Source organism: Roseibium sp. MMSF_3544 (assembly GCF_030732845.1).
Classification (GTDB): Bacteria; Pseudomonadota; Alphaproteobacteria; order Rhizobiales; family Stappiaceae; genus Roseibium.
Genome location: NZ_JASHKA010000028.1, coordinates 1 through 22,024, shown reverse-complemented (window position 1 = coordinate 22,024; position 22,024 = coordinate 1). Strand labels below are relative to the sequence as shown.

Sequence of the window (22,024 nt, the reverse complement as noted above, 5' to 3'; positions counted from 1 at the left end):
TTTGCCCCCAAACACCGGAAAGCCGTTCGCCCGGCAAAGACCCTAATAGTGGAACGGGGCGGTGATAAGTCTGCGGCCGAGAGAAAGAGCGTCACAGACATGGATGAAGGGTGATAAATCCATATCACGGTCCCGGTTGCGAACCAGATCGAACATCTTTGCATAAAGGTTTGGATATTCGTTGTTGGAGCCTTCTTTGATCAGCTCGCCGTTGATCTCGAGCTTTTCTCCTCCCAGCGACAAGCGGGCGTTTCCGTCTGCGGTTTCGATTTCAATATCCCAAGTCTGCAGACCTTCCTGCCGCCAATCGAAGACGGCCGACACATCGGCTCCGGTCGGGTCGGCGAATCTGAGTTCTGCGGCGATCGGGGTTGCCCGGTTTTCCGGATATTCGAGCGTCGCCTCGCTGACGTGGACGCCGTGAGGCAGGATCTCGGTCATGATCGACAGGGCATTGATCCCGGGATCGAAAACACCCATGCCGCCCGGTTCCCAGATCCATTCCTGACCGGGATGCCAATGCCGAACGTCCTCTTTCCAGACAATGCGAAGTCGTTTGAGGTCGCGAGGCGCCAGCCAGCTCTTGAGGTCGGGCACACAATCCGCGAACCGGGAATGCCACGTTGCAAAGATCGAGACGCCCATGTTTCTCGCGAGCGTTTCGAGGGCAAAACACTCCGCCAGGCTTTGACCGGGCGGTTTTTCGAGCATGACATGTTTACCGGCCGCAAGGGCTGCTTTCGCATAGTCAAATCGGGGCTGGGGCGGAATTGCGAGCGAGATCGTCGAAATGTCCGGACGCTCTGCCAAAAGTGAACCAAGCGTTTGATAGGCGGCAATCCCGTCGACCGATGCATGCCTGCTGACAGTCGCCTCCAGTGACCAGTCGGGATTTCCGGATATTGCCGGAATGTGCTGGTCGCGGGCAATCTTGCCAATGCCGACCAGCGCCAGTTTTTCAGCCATCAGTGTGAATCCTTCGGTACCGCCGACCCGCGGCAGCCAATGAGAAAGTCGAAATCAGCCCCTGTGTCCGCACCCTGAACGTGATCGTGAAAGAGGCGGGCGTAGCCGCTTTCCGGCACAGTGTGACGAGGCACCCAGGCCTTCAGCCGTTGTTGCAGCTCCTCGTCGGAAATCTCCAGGTGAAGACTGCGATTTGGAACATCCAGTTCAATCAGGTCACCTGTACGAACGACTGCCAGGGGTCCGCCCGCCGCAGCTTCAGGTGCCGTGTGTAGAATAACCGTCCCATACGCCGTGCCCGACATTCTCGCGTCGGAAATACGGATCATGTCGGTGATGCCCTTGCGCAGGACTTTCGGGGGCAAGCCCATATTGCCGACTTCCGAGAGCCCGGGATATCCTTTGGGTCCGCAATTCTTGAGCACCATGATGCAGGTCTCGTCAATGTCGAGATCTTCATCGTTGATCCTGAGCTTGTAGTCGTCAATGTCTTCAAAGACGACCGCGCGGCCGCGGTGTTTCAACAGATGCGGAGACGCAGCTGAGGGCTTCAGGACGGCACCGTTCGGAGACAGGTTACCCTTGAGAACGGCTATGCCGCCCTGATCGGTCAGTGCTCTGTCAACGGGCAGGATAACGTCGTCGTTCCAGTTCGTGACAGTCTTCACCTGATCCCAGACTGTCTCGCCAGAGACCGTGATGGCCTCCTTGTTTAACAAACCGGCTTCGCCGAGGTGCCTGATCACGACGGGGAGGCCGCCTGCGTAGAAAAACTCCTCCATCAGGTATTTCCCGGACGGCATCAGATTGACGATCGTCGGGATGTCGCGGCCAAGCCGGTCCCAGTCATCAAGCGTGAGATCGATATCGGCGCGGCCGGCAATTGCAAGCAGATGAATGACGGCGTTGGTCGATCCGCCAATCGCACCATTGGTTCGGATCGCGTTCTCAAAGGCTTCCCGGGTCAGGATATCCGACGGTTTCAGATCGTCCTTCACCATCTGGACGATACGCCGGCCCGACAGATGCGCCATAACCCGCCGCCGGCTGTCCACTGCGGGAATGGCGGCATTTCCGGAAAGCGCCATCCCGAGAGCTTCCGCCATCGAGGCCATTGTGGACGCCGTGCCCATGGTGTTGCAGCTGCCGGGTGACCGGCTCATGGAAACCTCGGCTTCCAGAAACTCTTCGCGGGTCATTTTGCCGGCTTTGACCGCTTCGGAAAACTTCCAAAGATGCGTACCCGAACCGACACGTTCGCCGTGAAACCAGCCGTTCAGCATGGGTCCGCCAGAGACTACGATCGCCGGCAAATCGACGGATGCAGCTCCCATCAGCAGCGACGGGGTCGTCTTGTCACACCCAACCAGCAAAACGACGCCGTCCAGTGGTGTTCCGCGAATGGCTTCCTCGACATCCATGCTGGCAAGGTTGCGGAACATCATCGCTGTCGGCCGCAATGTGCTCTCGCCCGTCGAAAAGACCGGAAACTCGACCGGAAACCCGCCAGCTTCGTATATGCCGTGTTTGACGCGTTCGGCGAGGTCCCGCAGATGGGCATTGCAGGGTGTAAGCTGTGACCATGTATTGCAGATGCCGATGACCGGGCGCCCGTCGAACAGATCGTCCGGCAAACCCTGGTTCTTCATCCAGCTGCGATGGTAGATGTTGTCCCGGCTGTCGCCGCCGAACCACTCCGCCGATCTCAGTTTCCGGGGCCATTCTGCGGGTCTGAAGGCCATCGTGCTACAAGACCCGGACCGACGTCATGCTGGCGTCCTTTGCCTCAAAGGTCAGGCGATTTTTCAACGGAACACCGAAACTGGTTGCGGCGATTTCAACCACGTCCCCATGCTTGCAGGAAATGCCATCGGCAAAGGAAAGCGTCGCCGTTCCGAACATATGCACATGCACATCGCCCGGTTGGCAGAAGAGGCCGTACTTGAAGTGATGATGCTCCAGATTGGCCAGATTGTGAGACATGTTGCTTTCACCTGACAGGAAGGGCTTTTCCCACAAAACGTCACCGTCACGGATAATTCGGCTGGTCCCGGCGACGTGGTCCGGCAGGTCTCCGACGCGCAGTTCCGGCCCGAAGGACGCCGGGCGCAGCTTCGAATGGGCCAGGTAGAGATAGTTTTGCCGCTCCATGACGTGATCGGAAAACTCGTTCGCAAGCGCAAACCCGACACGGTGCGGCGTTCCGTCCGGTCCGATGACATAGATACCGGCGACCTCGGGCTCCTCGCCGCCATCGTCGCAAAAGCCCGGGCTGACCAGATCGCCGCCGGGTGCGACCGCGGTGGTTCCGTTGCCCTTGTAGAACCACTCGGGCTGCACACCGGGGTGGCCATTGGCAGGCTTGCCGTTCTCCAGGCCCATGCGGAACATCTTCATGGAATCGGTGAGTTTGGTCTCGTCGGTCTCTGTCTTTGCGTGCATGGCGTCCCGCGTTGCCGCCGACCCGAGATGGGTCAGTCCTGTTCCCGTCAAATGCATGTGCGCCGGGTCAGGGTGTTGGATCGGCAGGAGCAGGCGACCTTCGTCGGCCAGCTTCTCAAGGTCGACAGCAGGCCCCAGTTCGTGATTGCGGATACGTTCAGCAAGGCTTTGACCGCTCGCGATGGCATCCATGACGAGTTGATAGGTCGATGAGACCCCTTTGAGGACACCCGCTTCGCTGCCGTTGCGTGCGACCACGGCGCGGTTTCCTTCCGGATCCAGAATCTGAGAGAGCAACATCTGACTATCCCTGCTTGTTCTTGTTGTAGACGTCGAAAATGACGGCGGCGAGCAGGACGAGCCCCTTGATCATCTGCTGGTAATCGATGCCGATCCCCATGATTGACATCCCGTTGTTCAAAACGCCCATCAGGAATGCACCGACGACAGCGCCGATGATGGTGCCGACACCGCCGGACATGGACGCCCCGCCGATGAAGACAGCAGCGATGACGTCGAGCTCCAGTGCAAAACCGGCTTTCGGGGTCGCCGTGTTCAGACGGGCGGCAAAGACAAGGCCTGCCGCGGCCGCCAGAACGCCCATGTTGGTGAAGGCAAGGAAGGTCAGCCGCTCAGTCTTGATACCCGACAGTTTGGCAGCCTTTTCGTTGCCGCCGAGCGCATAGATGCGCCGGCCGACCGTGGTTGTTTCGGTTATAAAGGCGTAGATGATTGTCAGTACGCCCATCGTGATCAACACGTTGGGCAGTCCGCGGAACAGGGACAGTTTGTACATGACGAATATGAGCGCTGCAGCGACGATGACATTCCGCGCAATGAAGAAGATTTTCGGTTCGTCGTCGATGCCGTAGAGCCGGTTTTGTGCCCGCTGACGCAGGCCGATCCAAACCATTGTTGCCGCTGCCGCAACTCCGGTGAACAGTGCCAGCATGTTGACGTGCTTCACGCGCCGGATCTCAAGCATATTGGCCAGGGAGTCGCCCCAGCTTACGGGAAAGATGTCCGGCACAAAACCAGTTGCGAGGATCTGGAATTCTTTCGGGAAGGGCCCGACGGACTGCCCTTCCAGCAGCCAGAGCGACAGGCCCCTGAAGACCAGCATTCCGGCCAGCGTGACGATGAAGGATGGGATTTTCCAGTAGGCGACCCAATAGCCTTGTGCTGCTCCGATCAGACCGCCGACAACGAGACACGAGACAATGGTGAGCGGAACCGACTGATCCATGTTGACGATCATGACCGCGGCCAGGGCGCCGATGAAGCCCATGACCGAGCCGACCGATAGATCAATGTTCCCGGAAACGATCACGATCAGCATGCCAAGGGCCATGATGATGATGTAGGAGTTTTGCAGGAGCAGATTGGTGACGTTGACGGCGCGCAGCAGCGTTCCGTCCGTTACGATCTGAAAAAACGCCATCACCGCTATGAGCGCGAACAGGAGGCCGTACTGCCTCAAGTGCGACGACAGATATTGACCGATGCTCTTGGTCTTTACCTGTGCAGTCGGATTGGTATCACTTTGTGCCAAGTCCATATTGAAACTCTATTCGTTGACTATGAGCGACATGATGCGCTCCTGGCTGGCGTCTTCGGCATTCAGTTCACCGACGAGAGCGCCTTCGTTCATGACGTAAATCCGGTCGCACATTCCGAGCAGTTCCGGCATTTCGGATGAGATCATGACAACACCTTTGCCCTGGCGGGCCAGGTCATTGATGATGGTGTAGATCTCGTACTTGGCACCGACGTCGATGCCTCTTGTGGGCTCATCGAGGATCAGGACTTCGGGTTCAGTGAAGAGCCATTTCGCCAGAACGACCTTTTGCTGATTGCCCCCGGAAAGGTTCATGGTTTTCTGGAACACCGACGGCGTCCGGATTGCCAGGGCCTCGCGGAACCTTTCGGCGACCCTGGTTTCCTCGTTCCGTTTCAGGACCGACCCTGACGACACGTCTTCCAGGTTTGCCAGCGTGGTGTTGAACCGGATGGTTTCATCGAGCACGAGGCCAAGCGTTTTGCGGTCTTCGGTCACATAGGAGATGCCGGCATTGATGGCTTTGTCGACGGTGCTGACGTCGATTTCGTTGTCATTCAGTTTCACCGAACCTGAGATGTTCCGGCCGTAGGACCTGCCGAATATGGACATCGCGAGTTCCGTGCGTCCGGATCCCATGAGGCCGGCAATCCCGACAACCTCACCAGCGCGAACCGCGAACGAAGCGTCTCGGATGACCTGGCGCTCGGTGTGCTCCGGATGCCAGACATTCCAGTTTCTGACGTCGAGAAGGACCTTTCCGGGACTGCGTTGGTGCTCCGGGAAACGGTGGGTCATTTCCCGGCCCACCATATCGCGAACGATCTCGTCTTCGCTCAAGCCTGCCTTGGCGTCCAGACGGGAAACGGTCATGCCGTCTCGAATGACGGTAACCGTGTCGGCGACATACCGGACTTCGTTGAGTTTGTGCGAGATGATGATGCTGGTGACGCCCTGTGCCTTGAGCTCGAGCATCAGGTCCAGAAGTTTCCGGCTGTCGTTCTCCTGCAAGGCCGCAGTCGGCTCATCCAAAATAAGCAGCTTCACCTGTTTGGAGAGGGCTTTGGCAATCTCCACAAGTTGTTGTTTGCCGACGCCGATATTGTCCACGAGCGTGGAGGGTGCTTCGGACAGTCCGACCTTTGCGAGAAGCTCCTCCGTACGGCGGTTGGTCTCGCGCCAGTCGATCACACCGCTTTTGGCGCGCTCGTTGCCGAGGAAGATGTTCTCTGCGATAGAAAGTTGCGGAACTAGGGCCAGTTCCTGGTGAATGATGATGATCCCCTGGCGCTCGCTGTCTGAAATGCTGGCGAACTGTGCCGGCACGCCATCGAATTGAATTTTTCCTTCATAGGTTCCGTGCGGATAAACGCCGGACAGTATTTTCATGAGTGTGGATTTGCCCGCGCCGTTCTCGCCAACGACGGCGTGAATTTCACCCTGCTGAACATCCAGATTGACCTGATCAAGCGCTTTGACGCCCGGAAAGGTCTTGCTGATGTTTTGCATGGACAGGAGTGCCATCTGCTCCGATCTCCATATTTCAAAACCCGCCCGCAACTATAGTGTTGGGGGCGGGTCTTTTGCCGGACCAGACTTACTTGACTTGATCAGCCGTGTAGTAACCGCTGCCGATGAGGACATCTTCCCAGTTGGAAGCATCGACCGCGACTGGTTCCAGCAAATAGGACGGAACCACTTTGACACCGTTGTCGTAGGTCTTGGTGTCGTTGATTTCAGGTTCGCCGTCGTTGAGGATGGCTTCGACCATGCCGACCGTCACACGTGCAAGTTCGCGTGTATCCTTGAACACGGTCGAATGTTGCTCGCCGGCAAGAATGGACTTCACAGACGGGATTTCAGCATCCTGTCCGGAAACGATCGGCATCTTTTGGTCGCCGGATCCGTAGCCGACGCCTTTCAGTGACGACAGGATGCCGATGGAAAGGCCGTCATAGGGGCTGAGTGCACCGTGGAGCTGTTTGTCGGTGTAGTGGGCCGACAGGAGATTATCCATGCGGGCCTGGGCAACGGCCCCGTCCCAGCGAAGCGTTCCAACCGTGTCCATGCCCATCTGGCCGGATACAATATTGACCGTGCCTGCATCGATGAGAGGCTGCAGCACGGACATCGCGCCATCATAGAAGAAATAGGCGTTGTTGTCGTCCGGCGAGCCGCCGAAGAGTTCGACATTGTAGGGACCGTCACCAAAGCGTTCTTTCAAGCCATTGACCAGCGCAGTCGCTTGCTGGACACCGACCTTGAAATTGTCGAACGTCGCGTAGTAGTCGACATTGGCGCTGTCACGGATCAACCGGTCGTAAGCAATGACCTTGATCCCGGATGCCGCCGCGTTTTCCAGCGCGTTGGAAAGCGTGGTTCCGTCAATTGCCGCAATCACCAGGACATCCACGCCCTTGGTGATCATGTTTTCAATCTGTGCCAGCTGATTGGGAATATCGTCTTCTGCGTATTGCAGGTCGGTTGAATAGCCGGCGGCTGTGAACTGTTCGACCATGGAGTTTCCGTCGGAGATCCAGCGGGCAGAGGACTTGGTCGGCATGGCGATGCCGACGGATCCCTTGTCTGCGGCAAAAGACACGCCGGACATCAGTGTTGCTGTCGCTGTCGCTGCAAGCGCGACCAACGCTTTGGAAAAGAAATTCATGTGTTCCTCCCTGGTCAGCACAATACCGACCGTAAATTGTGTGGGCACAATGCGTGCCGGGGTCCAGCATGCGAAAAGAAACATGACCGTCAAATTATTCTTTGCTATCAATACTTACCGAAAAAGGTATGAATCTTTGAGGAGGCGACTTGGCGTTCGATCTGTTACGGCGCGGAATGAAGATTTCGCATTTGAGATTGCTTGCGGAACTCAGCCGACAAAGCCGATTGACAGACGCAGCGAATGCCCTGGGCATCACGCAGCCGGCGGCGTCTCGTCTCATGGCGGAAATCGAACATGTCGCAGACGCCGATATCTACGTCCGCAGCGGACGTGGAATAGAGTTGACCGATGTCGGCCGGATGCTTGGCGAGCGTTGTGTGCGGGTGCTGCAGGAATTGACCGACGCCGCACTGGACATTGAACATCACATCTCGGGTCAAAGAGGGCACGTGAATATCGGCTCGGTCACGGGTCCGGCAGTAGAATATGTTTTGCCTGCCATTCGGCACATCCGTCTGAGTTATCCGGAGATTTCCGTTTCGGTTGAGATCGGGCCAAGTACCACGCTGGCGCCAATGCTTGAGGACGGGCGGCTAGACTTTACGCTGAGCCGGGTTCCGCTGACGGCGGACCCGGATCTCTTTGATGAACGCCCATTGCGTCGCGAGCCCGCGTGCATGGTTGCCCGGTTGGATCATCCCCTGATCCGCAAATCCGCTCCAATACCTGCTGCATCGCTACTGGATTTCGACTGGGTGTTTCCGCCGGTGAGCGCGCCAATCCGGACAACGGCCGAGAAGGCTCTGAGAGATCAAGGATTGTCACTGCCTTCCAAAATTCTGACGACATCGTCTTTTCTTTTCACGCTTGCCACAATCCAGCGCACCAACGCGATCGGTCCGGTTGCGCGATCCGTCGCGGACAGCTTTGCGGCGCTTCCTGACGAGTCTCCCGGAACAATTGTCATTTTGGAGACAGACCTCCCGCTTTCTGTTGAGACGTATTCATTCCTGACGCGCCGCGGGCAGACACTCACACCTGTCGCTCAAATCGTCGCGCAGGAAATTCTGAAGACGGTTGAGGCCACCCCGCGCAACAAAAGAGATTTGACGTTATAAATAAGTGCCCCAAGCTAGTTCTTGGCTTCATTCGCGGGTCTGGACACCGGGCTGCCTGAGGCTGGCGGTTCTAGAAAGTCTAAGCAAATCAGATGCCTGGAGCACATACGATTGTCATTCTGGTCTACTCTTTCGGTTTTGAAGATTAGCTTCGTCGGCTTCTGCCTGCTGTCAGCTTCAGCGTTCGCGACACCCCGGGACGCCTTGCAGCACGTCGTGTCGGTCCTTCCGGTCTGGCCGGGCCACCAACAAGGCGGTACGGGAAGCCGGCCTGGCACCGCGCCTGAGGGAAGCGGCGTCATCCTGCGTGAAGGTGTCATTGCAACGGCATGGCATGTGGTTGAACCGGCACGGCGCATTGACATTCGTTTGCACGACGGCCGTATCCTGCCTGCGCGTATCCTGGCACATGACGAAGCCAGCGACATTGCGCTTTTGGAAGTTGCTGAACGCCTCGCGGCCATTGACTTGGCGCCGCCTCCGGAGGTCGCTCAGCCGGCTTGCGCGATCGGCAATGCCTTCGGTCTGGGACTTTCGGTCACGTGCGGCGTCGTTTCCGCGACCGGTGTCAGCAATGCCGGCTTCAATGCGGTCGAAGACTTCGTTCAGACAGATGCAGCCGCAAACCCGGGGTCGTCCGGCGGAGCACTGGTGGATGCGAATGGCAGGCTGATTGGAATGGTGTCGGCAATCTTCGCTTCGGATGCCGATGCCAATATCGGTGTGAACTTTGCCGTGTCGGCGGATCTCCTGCTGCGAGTCGCCGATGCTTTGATTGCAAATGGCAAGGTTGATTACCCGGCCCCCGGCTGGGCGCTCGGCGCCGCGGATCGGCGACAGCTCGAGACATTGGCCGCGCCGAAGGTCGATGCAATCCGGGCGGGTGGTCCTGCAGATGTTGCAGGCTTTGAAACCGGGGATCTGATCCTGGAAATTGGAGCCAGGACGGTTCGAACGCCGCGGGATGCGGTTGCGGCGCTTGCCCTGATACCGGACGCCCAGACCCAGATACGGGTCAAATATCAGCGGGACGGCCGCGAACAGGTTGCCATGCTCTCGTTCGAAACGCCGCCAGCGACGCTCCCGTCGCCTGCCGGGTCGCGTGCCACAGCCGTTGATCCCGACTGTCCGCATCCTGCGGAAATCTGCCAAGTCCGCCAGGCGGTGTTTCCGATTTCCAGTTTCGATCCGGTCGGAAGCGCGACACGCATTGCAAAAGACCTTCTTGTGACCAACCGGCATGTGGTGGGCAATTTGCAGGAAGCCACTGTTTACACGCCGGATGGTCCACGTCAGGCCGAACTGGTGCCCTCGGCGTATCGGGGCGATCTGGTGCTTCTGAAAGTTGACGGATTGCCGGATACGGGCGTGATCCCGGCTCTCGACGGATCAGCATTGTCCGCGGAGCCGTATTTCGTGGTCGGTGCCGATGTTGCCCGCCAGCAGGTGCGGGTTTTTGATCCCGGATTGCTGATTGCAAAACCTGCAGAGAATGCCGAATTCGGCAGACTTCATGTCAGGGCCCAAATGCAACCTGGCGTCAGCGGTGGCGCACTCGTGAGTGCTTCAGGCGGCCTCGCGGGCATTGCGGTCGGCGGTGGTGAAGGGCGTTTCGAGGCAATACCGATCGCCGACGTGCGTAAGCTTTTGGCCATGAGGGAAGACGATGACGCTTCCCGGGTCACACAAGACCTGGGGGCGAGTTTTGCCGAATGTGCTCAAGCGATTGAAGCGTCTTCGGCCCAGAACGCGGCGCCCTCCAGCCGTCTGGAATTGTCGGACAGTTGCGCCCGCTCTTCCAACCACGGCCAGCTCCTGAATGCCGGACGCGTGCTCGCGCGGGCGGGAGATTTTGAAAACGCCATCCGTCTTCATGGACAAGCCGCCGGCAAAGTACCGAATTCGATCAACACACGCATGACCCTTCTTGTGTCCTTGCAACTGGCCGGACGGTTCGAAGACATGACCGAACACGCGCGTTGGCTCATGCAAGCGGCACCTGATGATCCACAGGCCCTGCGGTTTTCGATCCAGTCCGGCGTTTGGGGCGGTGATCCGGACCTCGCGGAGGCCGGATATCAGGCGCTCCTGAATGCCGATCCCCGCCAGGCGCAGGCCGCGCGGCGCTTCATCGACGCCGCACCTCCTAGGCCTCCGCGCCGCTAGCTCAATCGGCCAGAGGGTCCGGAATCCAGCCTCCGGCGACAACCTTGTCGCTCTCGAATGGAGACGGTACGGCACGCGCAAGCAGACGCTGCTTGAGCTGAACCGCGCTTAAGTCGGGTTCGGCCTGCAGGATACGGGCGGCCAGGGCTGCAAGGCGCGGAACGGCGTAGCTGGACCCCGAAGCAACACCGGAAGCACCGCGAAAATCCGTAACGGCAAGGTTTTCTGCCGGCAGCATGATGTCGACGCTTTCCGCGCCCCAGTTTGAGCCATTCGCCAGCCGTCCAAAGGCATCGGCGGAGGTAACGGTGATGATGTTGTCCAGATCAAGGCTGGCAGGGAACACCGGTCGTTCGTCAATGTCGCGGCCGTTGTTGCCTGCAGAAACGATTGCAAGAATATTGGTGTCCTTGAGAGCCTCCTCGAATGCCGTCCAGTCTTCCCGCCGGTTGCTGCCGAGCGGCATCGCCAGGATCCGGATCCCGTCGGCCTCTGCCTTGTTGACGAGATCTGCCATTCGGCTCATGTCCGGCCTTGGATATCGAAAGGGAACCAGGGCAGCGTCGGGCGCTTCGCGCGCCAGGATGGAAGCGACAGCAGTTCCGTGCCGGATCGGAAGAAACGGACTTCTGGAGGTATCGCCATCATAGGGCCACGGATCGAGATCCCAGTAGTCGTATCCTATGGGTGTGCCGGATGGGTCTCGCGCCAGCCGGCTTCGAAAAAGCGGCAGATCATAGGCCAACCCTGAATCGACCAACGCCACGCGGGCGCCACTAGGATCGATGCCGGACGGCCACGGCGCTTGCAGTGTTTCGGTCCAGCGCAGGGTCGCAAGGTCACCATCCAGTTGGTCGAGATAGACCCAGGGCTCTTGTCCGAGCCGGATTTCGCGAGCGGACCGGACCGTGCAGTTGCCGTCGGCGATCGCCAGGAATCGTGGCGAGAGCTTTTCGCTTCCAGCTTCAAAGTAAGAAACTCTGAACTGGCGGAGTTGACCGCTTGCCAGCCGGGAGTCGAGTGCCAGCTCGTCGCCCATTGGCAGCACGAGCCGCATATTGATCCTGCTCGGAGCCTCGGCGCTTGGCAGGCGGCTTTCTTCCAACAGCCAGCTCTGCGGTAGGACCTCTTGCACCTGCAACCCGCTCCAGCTCACCTTTCCGCAAACTTCGGAGACCGCGGTCTCGACCCATTCCGTGATGCTTTCGGGCGTTTGCGCTCGCGCCAGGGGTGCTGCGAACTGTGCCGTCAAAAGGCAGCACCACATGAAACAGAAAAGGGCGGTGGATGGAAGCGTCGCAGATACGAGTCGCGTCATGTTCGAATGTGGTTGTCGACCGGCTAGGTGGTGTTTGTTCGCTCGGGCGTTAGCGTAGTGTGTCTGGCGACGGAGCTCCAGTTAATCCTGAAAACCAGCCATACGCATCGCAGGCGCGGGCGCACTGAGTGCGGAAGATTAACTTTTTCGGGAGCCTCTGGACGCGTCAGGAATATGGTGGCAGTATCAACGCACAAGAACAAATGGCGCCGGTTTTTATTTAGGGCATTGGAAACCGGACCAAACTGATCGACAATTGCAACCTGACCGATGTCCAACGTGATCCAAATACGCTTCCTTATTCTGATGCTGGCCTTTTTATCATTGGCCGTCTCCCCGAACATATGGTTTGCATCCGTTTCTGCCCAGGCCGAGACCGTTCTGGTCTTTGATCCTGCGAAAAACAAATGGGTTCGGAAAGAGGGGAAAAAGCCCCGGCCCGGCTTTGGCGGCAAGGCGCCGGTCGAGCGTGAGATCGTCGCCTATCAAAGCGACTACAAGCCCGGCACCATCATCATCGATACCAAGGAACGGCGACTTTATCGGGTCGAAGATGCCGGATCGGCGACACGTTACGGCATAGGGGTCGGACGAGAGGGCTTTTCCTGGAAAGGGTCGGAGCGAATCACCAGAAAGGCAGAATGGCCTTCCTGGACTCCGCCAGCCGAAATGCGAAAGCGCGAAGCGGCAAAGGGAAGAATTTTGCCAGTTCGAATGGACGGCGGGATCGAAAACCCTTTGGGCGCGCGGGCTCTTTACCTTGGGAACACGTTGTATCGGATCCACGGCACCAATCAGCCCTGGACGATCGGTCAGGCGGTGTCATCAGGTTGTATTCGCATGACAAACGAAGATGTTGTCCATCTCTACAACAATGCGCGTGTAGGCGATCTCGTGGTTGTGCGATAGGGAGTTGATGCTGGAGGTTGTGTTGCAGGGTGGCAACATCAAGTGAAGTAATTGTAGAGTTTACCTGAGATATCGTTGCCTTAACGTAATCTTTATGCGTAGGCTCCAATTTAATGCATACACTATGTATCAATTGAAACAATAGTTTAGGAAACGCTGAGGGTTATTTGCATGGCTAGCGCATTCAAGCGAGCTGTTACAACGGGGGCTCTACTTTGCAGCGTTGCAATTTGGACGCCAGCGCATGCGATTTCATTGCATGAGGCCGTCGGCACCGCGGTGGAAAGCAATCCCGAGATCGGTCAGGCTTCGGAAAATCGCGAAGCAATTGAATTTGAACTCCGCCAGGCCAGGGGGCTTTACCTACCAAGGGTTGATCTGGAAGGATCAACTGGTGTGCGAAGGCTGGACAATGACACCAGACGCGCCCTCGGCACAGAGGACGAAGCGCTGACGCCAACTGAGTTTTCGGCCGTTGTGACGCAAACGCTCTTTAACGGCGGCGGACGCCTTGCGGAGAAGAACAGGCAGGCTGCCCGCGTTGACAGCGCGTCCTTCCGTGTCCTCGAGCGAAGCGAGGCCATCGGTCTGCAGGTCGTGCGCGAATATCTGGAATATCTGCTCCAGGAAAAAATCCTGCGTGCCACGGCAAGCAATCTCAGTTTCCACCGGCAGATCGAAAACAACGTCTCTTCACTCATTTCAAGCGGTGCCTTGACTGAGGCAGACCGGCAGCAGGTTGGCGAACGCGTGCTGGCCGCTCAAGCGCGGATGCAGGAAGCGGAAAGAGAAAAATCGGCTGCGGAAATCCGGTTTCTGAAACTCGTCGGCAAACCGATCGGGACCGCCTCCATGCCGCCAAGCGTGAAAGGCAGGTTGCCCAAAAGCCTGGCTGCTGCCATCGGCTCGGCAAGGAACCAGAACCCGCGGGTTCACGTCGCGACTGCCGACGTGGATGTCGCCGAGGCGGAAGTCAATGCCGCAAGGTCCGGCCAGCTTCCGGAGTTTTTCCTGGAAGGCAGAGCGCGCACCGGATATGACATTGACGGCGATGACGGGCGCACACACGATTTCCAGGCAAGGATTGTCGGCCGTTGGCGCATTTTCAACGGCGGAATTGCCAAGGCCAACACGCAGGAGCACGTGCGCAGAGCCGGTGAAGCGCGTCTCGCTCTTCACCAGACATATCGTGAAATCGAGGAATCTGTCAGGGACTCCTGGGATCAGCGTGACCGGCAGGCGGTGTTGTCCCAGACCCTGCGCCGCCAGGCGAACCAAAGCGCCCTGCTCGTGAAGACCTACGGCGAGCAGTTCGATATCGGGCAACGCACGCTGCTTGATGTCCTGGACGCGCAAAACACCCGCTACAATGTGGAAGTCCTGGCCTACACAGCAGACTTCAGTTCGCTGTTTGCCGATTACAGGCTACTCGCGGCGACCGGGACCTTGCTTCAGACACTTGGCTTGACGGCCCCACAACAGGCCGACGCTTACGCACGCGAGGAGTTCGATGTACCGGCGACGCCGCCGACGGAAACTTACGCACGTGTTCCCTCGCGTCAGGAAAACAGTCTGCCTATGGATCTGCTGGCACCTATCCGCTGACCAGGAGACCAACTGCAAAAGAGCGATAGGTGTTGCAACCGGAACAAAACGACAGCGAAAATGCAGTAAGGCAGACAGTCGATACGCCGAGCCTTAAGCAGGCAATCAAATCGGTTGCCCGCCATTTCGGTCGACCAACATCTGAAACGGTCTTGTTTTCAGGTGTGCCGGAATTTCAGTCCGACGTTGAAGACAATGTCAGCTGGATTCTGGAACGGATCGGAATAGAGTCGAGGTTCTCCGCCGGGTCCAGAGAAATTTCCGATCCGGCGATCTATCCTTGCATCTACTGGTATACCGATGGGACGTTCCGGTTCGAACCGGCCAAACCCATCCGCTCCGCCAAGAGCTCCAGCAAGACGCTCAGCGGTGTTTTTTCTCTCAACCTGATTTATCTGAATGAATCCGAACGCGCCATGGCGGATGGCGCGTCGCAGGTAGAACGCGAACACTGGCTGTTCGGGCCGATGAAAAAGTTCTGGCGCGGCTATGTCAGTGTTGCCGTTGCTGCGCTTTTCATCAATACGCTGGCGCTTGCGTCGCCGATTTTCATCATGAATGTCTACGACCGCGTTTTGCCCAACAAGGCGACGTCCACGCTGCTGGCGCTGGCTGTTGGTGTTGGTCTGGCGATGGTGTTCGATTTCCTGCTGAAGACGGCGCGATCAGCCATCATCGACAAGACCGGCAGAGAGCTCGACAGGCGTTTGTCCTACCGCCTCTTCGACAAGGTCCTGCATTCGCGCATGGAGGCATCTCCAGCCTCGACCGGTGAATATGCCAACCGCGTCAACCAAATCGAATTCGTCCGTGAGTTTTTTGCGTCCAACACGCTTGTGACCCTCATCGACGCGCTGTTCGTCTTTGTGTTTCTCGCTGTGATCTATCTTATTGCCGGATGGTTGTTCGTCATACCGGCTGTCGCCTTCCTGCTTGCGACCATTATTGGATTGATTGCCCAGGCAAGAATTGGAAAGAAGGTTTCTCGCGCCGCCAATGAAGCGGCGCTGCGGCAGGCGTTGCTGGTTGAATCAATATCGACGCTTGAAACGGTCAAGTCGCTTCGCGCCGAGGCATCGTTCCTGGACAAATGGAGTCTGTTGACGAAACGGGCATCCGGTACGTCGGAGGAAATAAAGGCGCTCTCTTCAAATGCGTTGAACCTGACTCAGCTCGTCCAGCAGCTTGTGACGATTTTTATCGTGATTGCTGGTGCTTACGAATTCTCCGAAGGCAACATGACAACGGGAGCCATCATTGCGACGGTGATGCTGTCAAGCCGGACGGTCGCGCCACTTACGCAGATAGCGCTGACCCTTGCACGCATGAAACAGGCTCTGCTGTCGCTGCGCATTCTCGATGGCATCATGAAGCAGACGGAAGAACGGCCGACCAGCACCGGATTTGTGAACCGGCCCGTAGTGTCTGGAGACTTCGCGTTTCAGGATGTCAGCTTCAAGTATCCCGGTACTGATTCCAATGTTCTGAAGAATGTCAGCTTTTCGGCAAAGTCCGGTGAACGCATCGGTGTCATCGGCAAGATCGGGTCCGGCAAGACCACCTTGGGCCGGCTTTTGAACAACCTCTACGACACGTCCGAGGGGCGGATCCTGATCAACGGCATCGACGTCAGGCAATACCATCCTGCGGAACTGCGAGCGTCAATTGCCTATGTCGGGCAAACGGTTGACCTGTTCACAGGAACGCTCAAGTACAACTTGCAGCTTGCCGCCCCGCTAGCCCGGGACGAACAGATCATCGAGGCTGCCAGACAGACCGGTGTCGATGAGTTCGCGATGCAGCATCCAAGAGGTTACGATCTGCTTGTTGGGGAGCGAGGGGCAAGCCTTTCAGGAGGGCAAAGGCAGGCGGTTGCCATGACCCGGCTCCTGTTGTCCAAACCAAAGATCGTCTTTTTGGATGAACCGTCCGGGGCACTTGACCTTGCCACCGAACGGCAGCTCATCGGAAAACTTTCATCCGCATTCGGTCCGGATGTGACGCTCGTCATTTCAACGCATCGTTACAGTCTGCTTGAGTTGGTTGATCGGCTGATCGTGCTCGACCGTGGCATGATTGTCGCCGACGGTCCCAAGGAAAAGGTGCTTGAGAGCATGAAAGCTCAGGCAAGATCCGCACAGGCGAAACAAGCGCAATGATCGCAACAGGTACGAAGAACGACGGAACGGACGGGAGCGGTGGCCGGGATTTTACGGCTTCGGCTCCGCGGCGCCTGGTCTTTGTTTTGTGCGGACTGCTCGTTTGCGCGGTGATCTGGTCCTATTTCACCGAAGTTGACGAGATTACACGCGGCGACGGCCGTGTCATTCCGGCGTCCCGGACGCAATCCGTGCAGGCGACGGAGCCTGGTGTCGTTGAGGAAATTGCGGTCAGGATCGGCCAATCCGTGACGGCCCAGGAGCTGATCATGCGACTGGATGATACGGCAACAGCGTCCGACCTGGGTGAAATCCAGGCCAAGCTGCGTGCGCTGAAAACCAAGGTCGCCAGACTGTCAGTGGAAAGCGCCGACAGCAAGGATCTTGCATTCGTGTGTCCGGAGGAGGTGCTGCGGGACGCACCGCTCATTTGTGAAAACGAAAGCGAACTCTTGCGCACGCGCAGAAACGCCTTTCGGTCCACCCGTGGTGTCCTGGAACAACGCCTGCTTCAGCGCGAAAAGGAGCGCAACGAGGCTCTCGCCAACATAGACAGGCTGCAGACCAGTCTTTCCATCAGCGAAGAAGAGTTTGGCATCCTGTCACCCATGGCCGAAAAGAGGCTGGTGGCCAAGACAGAGGTCATTCGCGTTCAGCGCGAGATCGCCGACGCGCAGGGGCAGATCAATGCGCTTGAGGAGTCGCTGCCGCGGATCGAGGGCGCTATTGCAGAGGCAACATTTCAGCTTGAAGAGCTCGATCTCAACTTCCAGCAGGAAGCTCTGACTGAAAAAACCGCGTCGCTCGCGGAGCTGTCGGTTCTTGAACAATCCGTCCTTGGTGAGACCGATCGCGTCAGAAGGACCGACATTCGTTCCCCGGTCGACGGCATCATCAATGCACTGGAAGTCCACACGATCGGGTCTTTCGTCAACGCGGGCGATCCGGTTGCCGAAGTCGTGCCCACCTCCGATGAGCTTTTGGTGGAAGCAAGAATATCGCCGAGGGACGTTGCGTTCGTCGTCCCGGGTCAGGAAGCGCTCGTGAAGATCACGGCGTTCGACTTTTCGATCTATGGCGGTCTTCAGGGCGAAGTCGTCAACGTGAGTTCCGATTCCTTCGTCGACGAGCGCTCAGGCGAACCTTATTTCGAGGTGCAGGTTCGTACAAACAAAGCTTATTTGGAGCGAAATAACCGACAGTTCAAAATTACGCCAGGAATGATTTGTACAGTTGATATTCTGACCGGTCATAAGACAATTTTGCAATACCTACTTAAGCCGGTAAACAAAGCAAGGGAAGAAGCCTTTACGGAGCGCTAATGTCCGACGATTTTATTTCGAATTTCGAAAAGTTATTAGAAAGAGCTCACACGGAAGCATCTGAACCTCATTTCAGGGCTATTACAACAGAAAGCGGACGCCGGGCCTTGCGCCTCGAGGGATCGTTTTGGAAAGCTCTGGATTTCATCTCCAAGGAGTATCAGGTTTCGGTTGGAGAGATCATTTCCTGTATCGAGCGGGCGCATGTGAACGACAAGAACCTCGCATCGGCAGTCCGTCATGTCTGCATCCACGCCATGACCGAGCAGCTGAACGAGACGCGGAACTGGTTTTCCGGCACCAGCATCCAGAACCTGCTTAGCGCCAATCCGGCGCCGGCATTTGTCCTTTCCAAAGAGCGGCAGATCAAATTCACGAATGAGGCGTTCCTGAAATACGTCAGAACCAATTTCGCCGGCACCGGCTCCCAAGGGGAATCCCCATCGCTGCGATTGCACATAGACGCACCCATGGATGATCTGTTCATGCGCCTCAATGACAATCAGAACCGACCGATCACCGTCGGTTTCGCGATTGGAATGTATGAACGGCGTGTGCGCGGGAACATGAATGCGATGCTGGCACCCGAATGGCGCCATCAGATGCTTCTGGGATACGTGATTTCGTAAAGCGGCCGCTGGTGAGACCTGGGAATTCAGTCGCGAAACACGGGCGTAACGTCCGTTTGACCTGCGCTCGCCACGCTGGCCGGGGCCAGGAAGACGCCGGCCGGGCGGTCGGTACCCGGCGCCACCGATTCAATCGCCACCATTTTCTGCTGGGTATTGCCGGCCGGTCTGCCATGCAGCCACGAACGGTCCGCAGAAAAGGAAAACAGCGGCTGGTAGTGACTGACTTCCTTGTCCAAGTAGACCCTGTCCACGACATTGTCGAGAATGTAGTGCCCCTTGTTCGTGCTGACCGCGAGCACGGCGTGATAAAGATCGCGTTTGGTGTCCTTCAATACCACCAGCGACATGCTCTTTGCCGGAACACCCGCGTTGAGCAGCAGATTGTATTTCAGGATGGCAAAGTCTTCGCAGTCGCCAATGCCCCGCCGAGCCGTTTCGGCCGGGCTTGCCCAATAGTCGAGGCGCCTGTAAACCACGCGGTCTTCCTGATACGCAATCGACCGGTTTACAAGGCTGTTGGCTGCCTGGAGCTTCTCCAGAAACGAGGCGTCTTCAGCCGCGGCCGAAAACAGCCGGATTTTCTCCACTCTTGCCTGGCAGGCCGCCGAAAGACAGATACCGGTGAAAGAGGCATCGTCTGCAACGGCACGCACCCGGTTCCAGTCGCGGGCGGTGGCGATGTTTGAAAACCGGATCGCGGCAGTCCCGAAAAAACTGGTGCCGGAACGTCGTGTCCCCGCGGGTGGCCTTGCCCGCCGCGGCGGTGTCCGCAGCACTGTGCCGACTGAGCGCAAGGCAGCAGTTGTGTGCGCACGGACGGTCCGGTGCGAAGACCGGAACTGGTGGGAGGAGGCGTCCGCTGTCTGTCTTTTCGTCGATATCGACATTCCAACGGATGTGGTTTCGGCCGGAAACGGTTTGCCGGGCGTCAGACCGGAAATCAGGCGCGGTCTCTCGGTTTTGATTTCACGCTCATTCGGCGCCCATGCGGCCGTCTCATCCATTGCCAAAGCGACTGTGTGCAGAGACATCAAGGCAGCCGCCGCGAGCGTGCCGACCCTTGCAAGTCGTCTGGAAGGTGATGGTTGGTTCATGCGCCTCTGTCCCGTTTGCGGACGAGGCTAGGGGGCGCGGATTAATAGGCCCTTCAGAAAGGTGGCAAATTGCAACTAAAAGTTTTCGTTAAAGTTTTATGTAATTTATTGTTCGCGATCATGCATATTTATGTATACGCATACCTTAACGCTAAATTAAATTTTACTCATGATGCATAAACTTTTATGCAAATGTAATTAGAGTTTATTGATTGTTTTTTCAGGATGCATTTACCTCTCCTTAATTATAAGGAGAATTGAGATGTCCGTAGAAGACCTCAAAAGTGCTTTAGACAATACATCAGATGATCTAGTTGATACCGCAGCCCAGTCAGAATCCCAGCTTGATGACGCCTCTTCAGAGGCAGGCGATTCAGAGGCGGTTGTAGTCGCCCAGGCCGGCGACGATGCCACACCCGTTGATGCTGCAGATTCAGAATCTGCCACCGAAGCTGCGAGTGATGGCGCTTCGCCGATTATTGTGACGGCGAACGACCAAAACCAGGTTCTCCTGCCCGCAGGCACATCTCTGGACGACGTTGTCATCAGTGGCGCAGAACTCATTTTGCTGCAGCCCGATGGCACCGAAATCATTATCCGGAACGGCGCGCTCAACGTTCCGACATTCATTATCGACAACATTGAAATTCCCCAGGAAGCGCTGGTTGCCGCATTCGCCAACAGCGGCATCGACATCGCAGCGGGGCCTGACGGGACGCTGATTGCAACCGCGATACCCGAAGGGGCCGGGGCCGACTTCGTCATTCCGCCGGGCGGCATCGGGGACGCCGGTCCTCTCATTGATCTCCTTGGACGTACTGAACTTGCCTTTCCCATTCTCGAAGACCGGGAGCTCTTCGCCGACGAGCGGGAGGGCGACGACGATTCCGGCAACAATCTGGTCACCGTGGTTGCCACGTCCATCCTGAGCCCAGATGAAGTGGCACGTGAAGCCGGTATCAACCAGACCTCGAGCCAGTCCCCCGGGTCGGACGAGATTGCCGATGGCGATGGCTTCAACGACAGCAGTGATCTGGAAGTTTCCGCGATTGGACTGATCACCGTGACAGCGCCGGACGGTATTGCCGAGGTTCGGATCAATGGCGTCGTCGTGGATCTCGAAAATCCCGGCACGGTGATCGATGGGACCTATGGCTTCATCACCATTTCTTCGGTGAATGCCGACACCGGTGAGTTCGAATATTTCTACACCGCCACCAGCAATCTTGATCATCCGCTCGATCAGGACATCCTGACCGAAACCTTCACGGTTGAAGCCACCGACAGCAACGGCGACAGCTCGACAACGACCTTCCAGGTTGGAATTTTCGACGATGTGCCCTCGGTTGTTGCTGAGGCTGAAGCCGACGTTTCGGCAATTCTTGACGAAGGCGACCAGGATCAGGACAGTCCGTCCACCGGAGTAATGTCCGACATCGACACCGGGGCGATCGAAAAGGGCGATGATCCTGACGTGCCGAACACGGGCGGCGCCGCAATCGCTTCTGCGGTGACGATCGCACCGTTTGTCAACATTACCCCAATCTTCGGTGCTGACGGCGAAGCGGATTTCGATGCGACACAATTCGCATTCAAGTTTTCGTCGAATGAATCTGGCGTGACCCTGACAGACGGCTCGAAGATTGTCCTCGTTGACGTCAACGGCGACGGGTCTGTTATCGTCGGTGAGGTGACAGAGGGCACCTTCGCCGAAAAGGCAGCCTTCGCGCTGCAGATCGACCCGGGCACCGGGCTTGTCACCGTTGAACAATACCTGTCCCTGTCTCATCCCCTTCAGCATGACGGATCAGGCACGGGCCAAAGCTACGACGAATCCGTCGACCTGGCCGACAGCAGCCTTGAGGTGGTTGTCACCATAACAGACGGCGACGGCGACCAGGCCCAGGCCTCTGCAAAGGTCGGTGCTCAGATTCTGTTTGAGGATGATGGTCCTGTTGCCGAGGCGAAGGATGGAGCGACGGCTGAAACGGCGGTTCTTGACGAGTCTGACGGCAGCGGGTCCGGTTCGGACGGTGCATTGGAGGCAACGATCTCCGCTGCGCA

General features: G+C 57.6%; 16 protein-coding genes. 8 read left to right on the top strand and 8 right to left on the bottom strand.

Annotated elements, in window-relative coordinates:
• Window positions 1-42 precede the first annotated feature (42 nt).
• The 6 genes from RBB47_RS26875 to chvE all read right to left on the bottom strand — a co-directional run bounded on the left by RBB47_RS26875 (window position 43) and on the right by chvE (window position 7,634).
• The gene (locus tag RBB47_RS26875) at window positions 43-966 is read right to left on the bottom strand and encodes a Gfo/Idh/MocA family protein (RefSeq protein ID WP_305989004.1); all 924 of its coding nucleotides are present in this window, start codon (window positions 964-966) and stop codon (window positions 43-45) included.
• Complete coding sequence (gene araD, locus RBB47_RS26870; protein WP_305989003.1) at window positions 966-2,708, bottom strand: L-arabinonate dehydratase; 1,743 nt, start codon at window positions 2,706-2,708, stop codon at window positions 966-968. The genes RBB47_RS26875 and araD overlap by 1 nt, the downstream gene beginning before the upstream one ends.
• 4 nt (window positions 2,709-2,712) lie before the next feature.
• On the bottom strand, window positions 2,713-3,708 hold the full coding sequence (gene araD1 / locus RBB47_RS26865; RefSeq protein ID WP_305989002.1) for an AraD1 family protein: 996 nt from the start codon (window positions 3,706-3,708) through the stop codon (window positions 2,713-2,715).
• A 4-nt stretch (window positions 3,709-3,712) separates the two neighbouring features.
• On the bottom strand, window positions 3,713-4,966 hold the full coding sequence (gene mmsB, locus RBB47_RS26860; protein ID WP_305989001.1) for a multiple monosaccharide ABC transporter permease: 1,254 nt from the start codon (window positions 4,964-4,966) through the stop codon (window positions 3,713-3,715).
• A 9-nt stretch (window positions 4,967-4,975) separates the two neighbouring features.
• Window positions 4,976-6,490, bottom strand: a complete 1,515-nt coding sequence (gene mmsA, locus RBB47_RS26855; RefSeq protein WP_305989000.1) for a multiple monosaccharide ABC transporter ATP-binding protein — start codon at window positions 6,488-6,490, stop codon at window positions 4,976-4,978.
• A gap of 73 nt (window positions 6,491-6,563) precedes the next feature.
• Window positions 6,564-7,634 (bottom strand): multiple monosaccharide ABC transporter substrate-binding protein, encoded by a 1,071-nt coding sequence (chvE, locus tag RBB47_RS26850; RefSeq protein WP_305988999.1) that lies wholly within the window; start codon window positions 7,632-7,634, stop codon window positions 6,564-6,566.
• Between the two features lie 149 nt (window positions 7,635-7,783).
• Between chvE and RBB47_RS26845 the strand changes: the two genes are divergently transcribed.
• Together RBB47_RS26845 and RBB47_RS26840 are read left to right on the top strand one after the other, a co-directional pair.
• Window positions 7,784-8,755 (top strand): LysR substrate-binding domain-containing protein, encoded by a 972-nt coding sequence (locus tag RBB47_RS26845; protein WP_305988998.1) that lies wholly within the window; start codon window positions 7,784-7,786, stop codon window positions 8,753-8,755.
• Window positions 8,756-8,866: 111 nt separating this feature from the next.
• Complete coding sequence (locus RBB47_RS26840) at window positions 8,867-10,921, top strand: trypsin-like peptidase domain-containing protein (RefSeq protein WP_305988997.1); 2,055 nt, start codon at window positions 8,867-8,869, stop codon at window positions 10,919-10,921.
• 1 nt (window position 10,922) lies between these two features.
• On the opposite strand, the gene RBB47_RS26835 is transcribed toward RBB47_RS26840, so the two are convergent.
• Window positions 10,923-12,239, bottom strand: a complete 1,317-nt coding sequence (locus tag RBB47_RS26835; protein ID WP_305988996.1) for a S8 family serine peptidase — start codon at window positions 12,237-12,239, stop codon at window positions 10,923-10,925.
• A 270-nt stretch (window positions 12,240-12,509) separates the two neighbouring features.
• On the opposite strand from RBB47_RS26835, the gene RBB47_RS26830 reads away from it, so the two are divergent.
• From RBB47_RS26830 to RBB47_RS26810, 5 genes are all read left to right on the top strand, one after another.
• The gene (locus RBB47_RS26830; protein WP_305988995.1) at window positions 12,510-13,148 is read left to right on the top strand and encodes a L,D-transpeptidase; all 639 of its coding nucleotides are present in this window, start codon (window positions 12,510-12,512) and stop codon (window positions 13,146-13,148) included.
• 255 nt (window positions 13,149-13,403) lie between these two features.
• A complete protein-coding gene (locus RBB47_RS26825; protein WP_371932861.1) occupies window positions 13,404-14,753 on the top strand; it encodes a TolC family protein in 1,350 nt (449 codons plus the stop codon).
• A gap of 29 nt (window positions 14,754-14,782) precedes the next feature.
• Window positions 14,783-16,912 (top strand): type I secretion system permease/ATPase, encoded by a 2,130-nt coding sequence (locus RBB47_RS26820; RefSeq protein WP_305988993.1) that lies wholly within the window; start codon window positions 14,783-14,785, stop codon window positions 16,910-16,912.
• A complete protein-coding gene (locus RBB47_RS26815; protein ID WP_305988992.1) occupies window positions 16,909-18,234 on the top strand; it encodes an HlyD family type I secretion periplasmic adaptor subunit in 1,326 nt (441 codons plus the stop codon). The genes RBB47_RS26820 and RBB47_RS26815 overlap by 4 nt, the downstream gene beginning before the upstream one ends.
• Window positions 18,234-18,863 (top strand): ribbon-helix-helix domain-containing protein, encoded by a 630-nt coding sequence (locus RBB47_RS26810; RefSeq protein WP_305988991.1) that lies wholly within the window; start codon window positions 18,234-18,236, stop codon window positions 18,861-18,863. The genes RBB47_RS26815 and RBB47_RS26810 overlap by 1 nt, the downstream gene beginning before the upstream one ends.
• 26 nt (window positions 18,864-18,889) lie before the next feature.
• Here the strand turns inward: RBB47_RS26810 and RBB47_RS26805 are convergent, their stop codons facing one another.
• Complete coding sequence (locus RBB47_RS26805; RefSeq protein ID WP_305988990.1) at window positions 18,890-19,960, bottom strand: transglutaminase-like cysteine peptidase; 1,071 nt, start codon at window positions 19,958-19,960, stop codon at window positions 18,890-18,892.
• A 262-nt stretch (window positions 19,961-20,222) separates the two neighbouring features.
• Between RBB47_RS26805 and RBB47_RS26800 the strand changes: the two genes are divergently transcribed.
• Window positions 20,223-22,024 (top strand): DUF5801 repeats-in-toxin domain-containing protein (locus RBB47_RS26800; protein WP_305988989.1); only part of this gene is annotated, 1,802 nt, incomplete at its 3' end.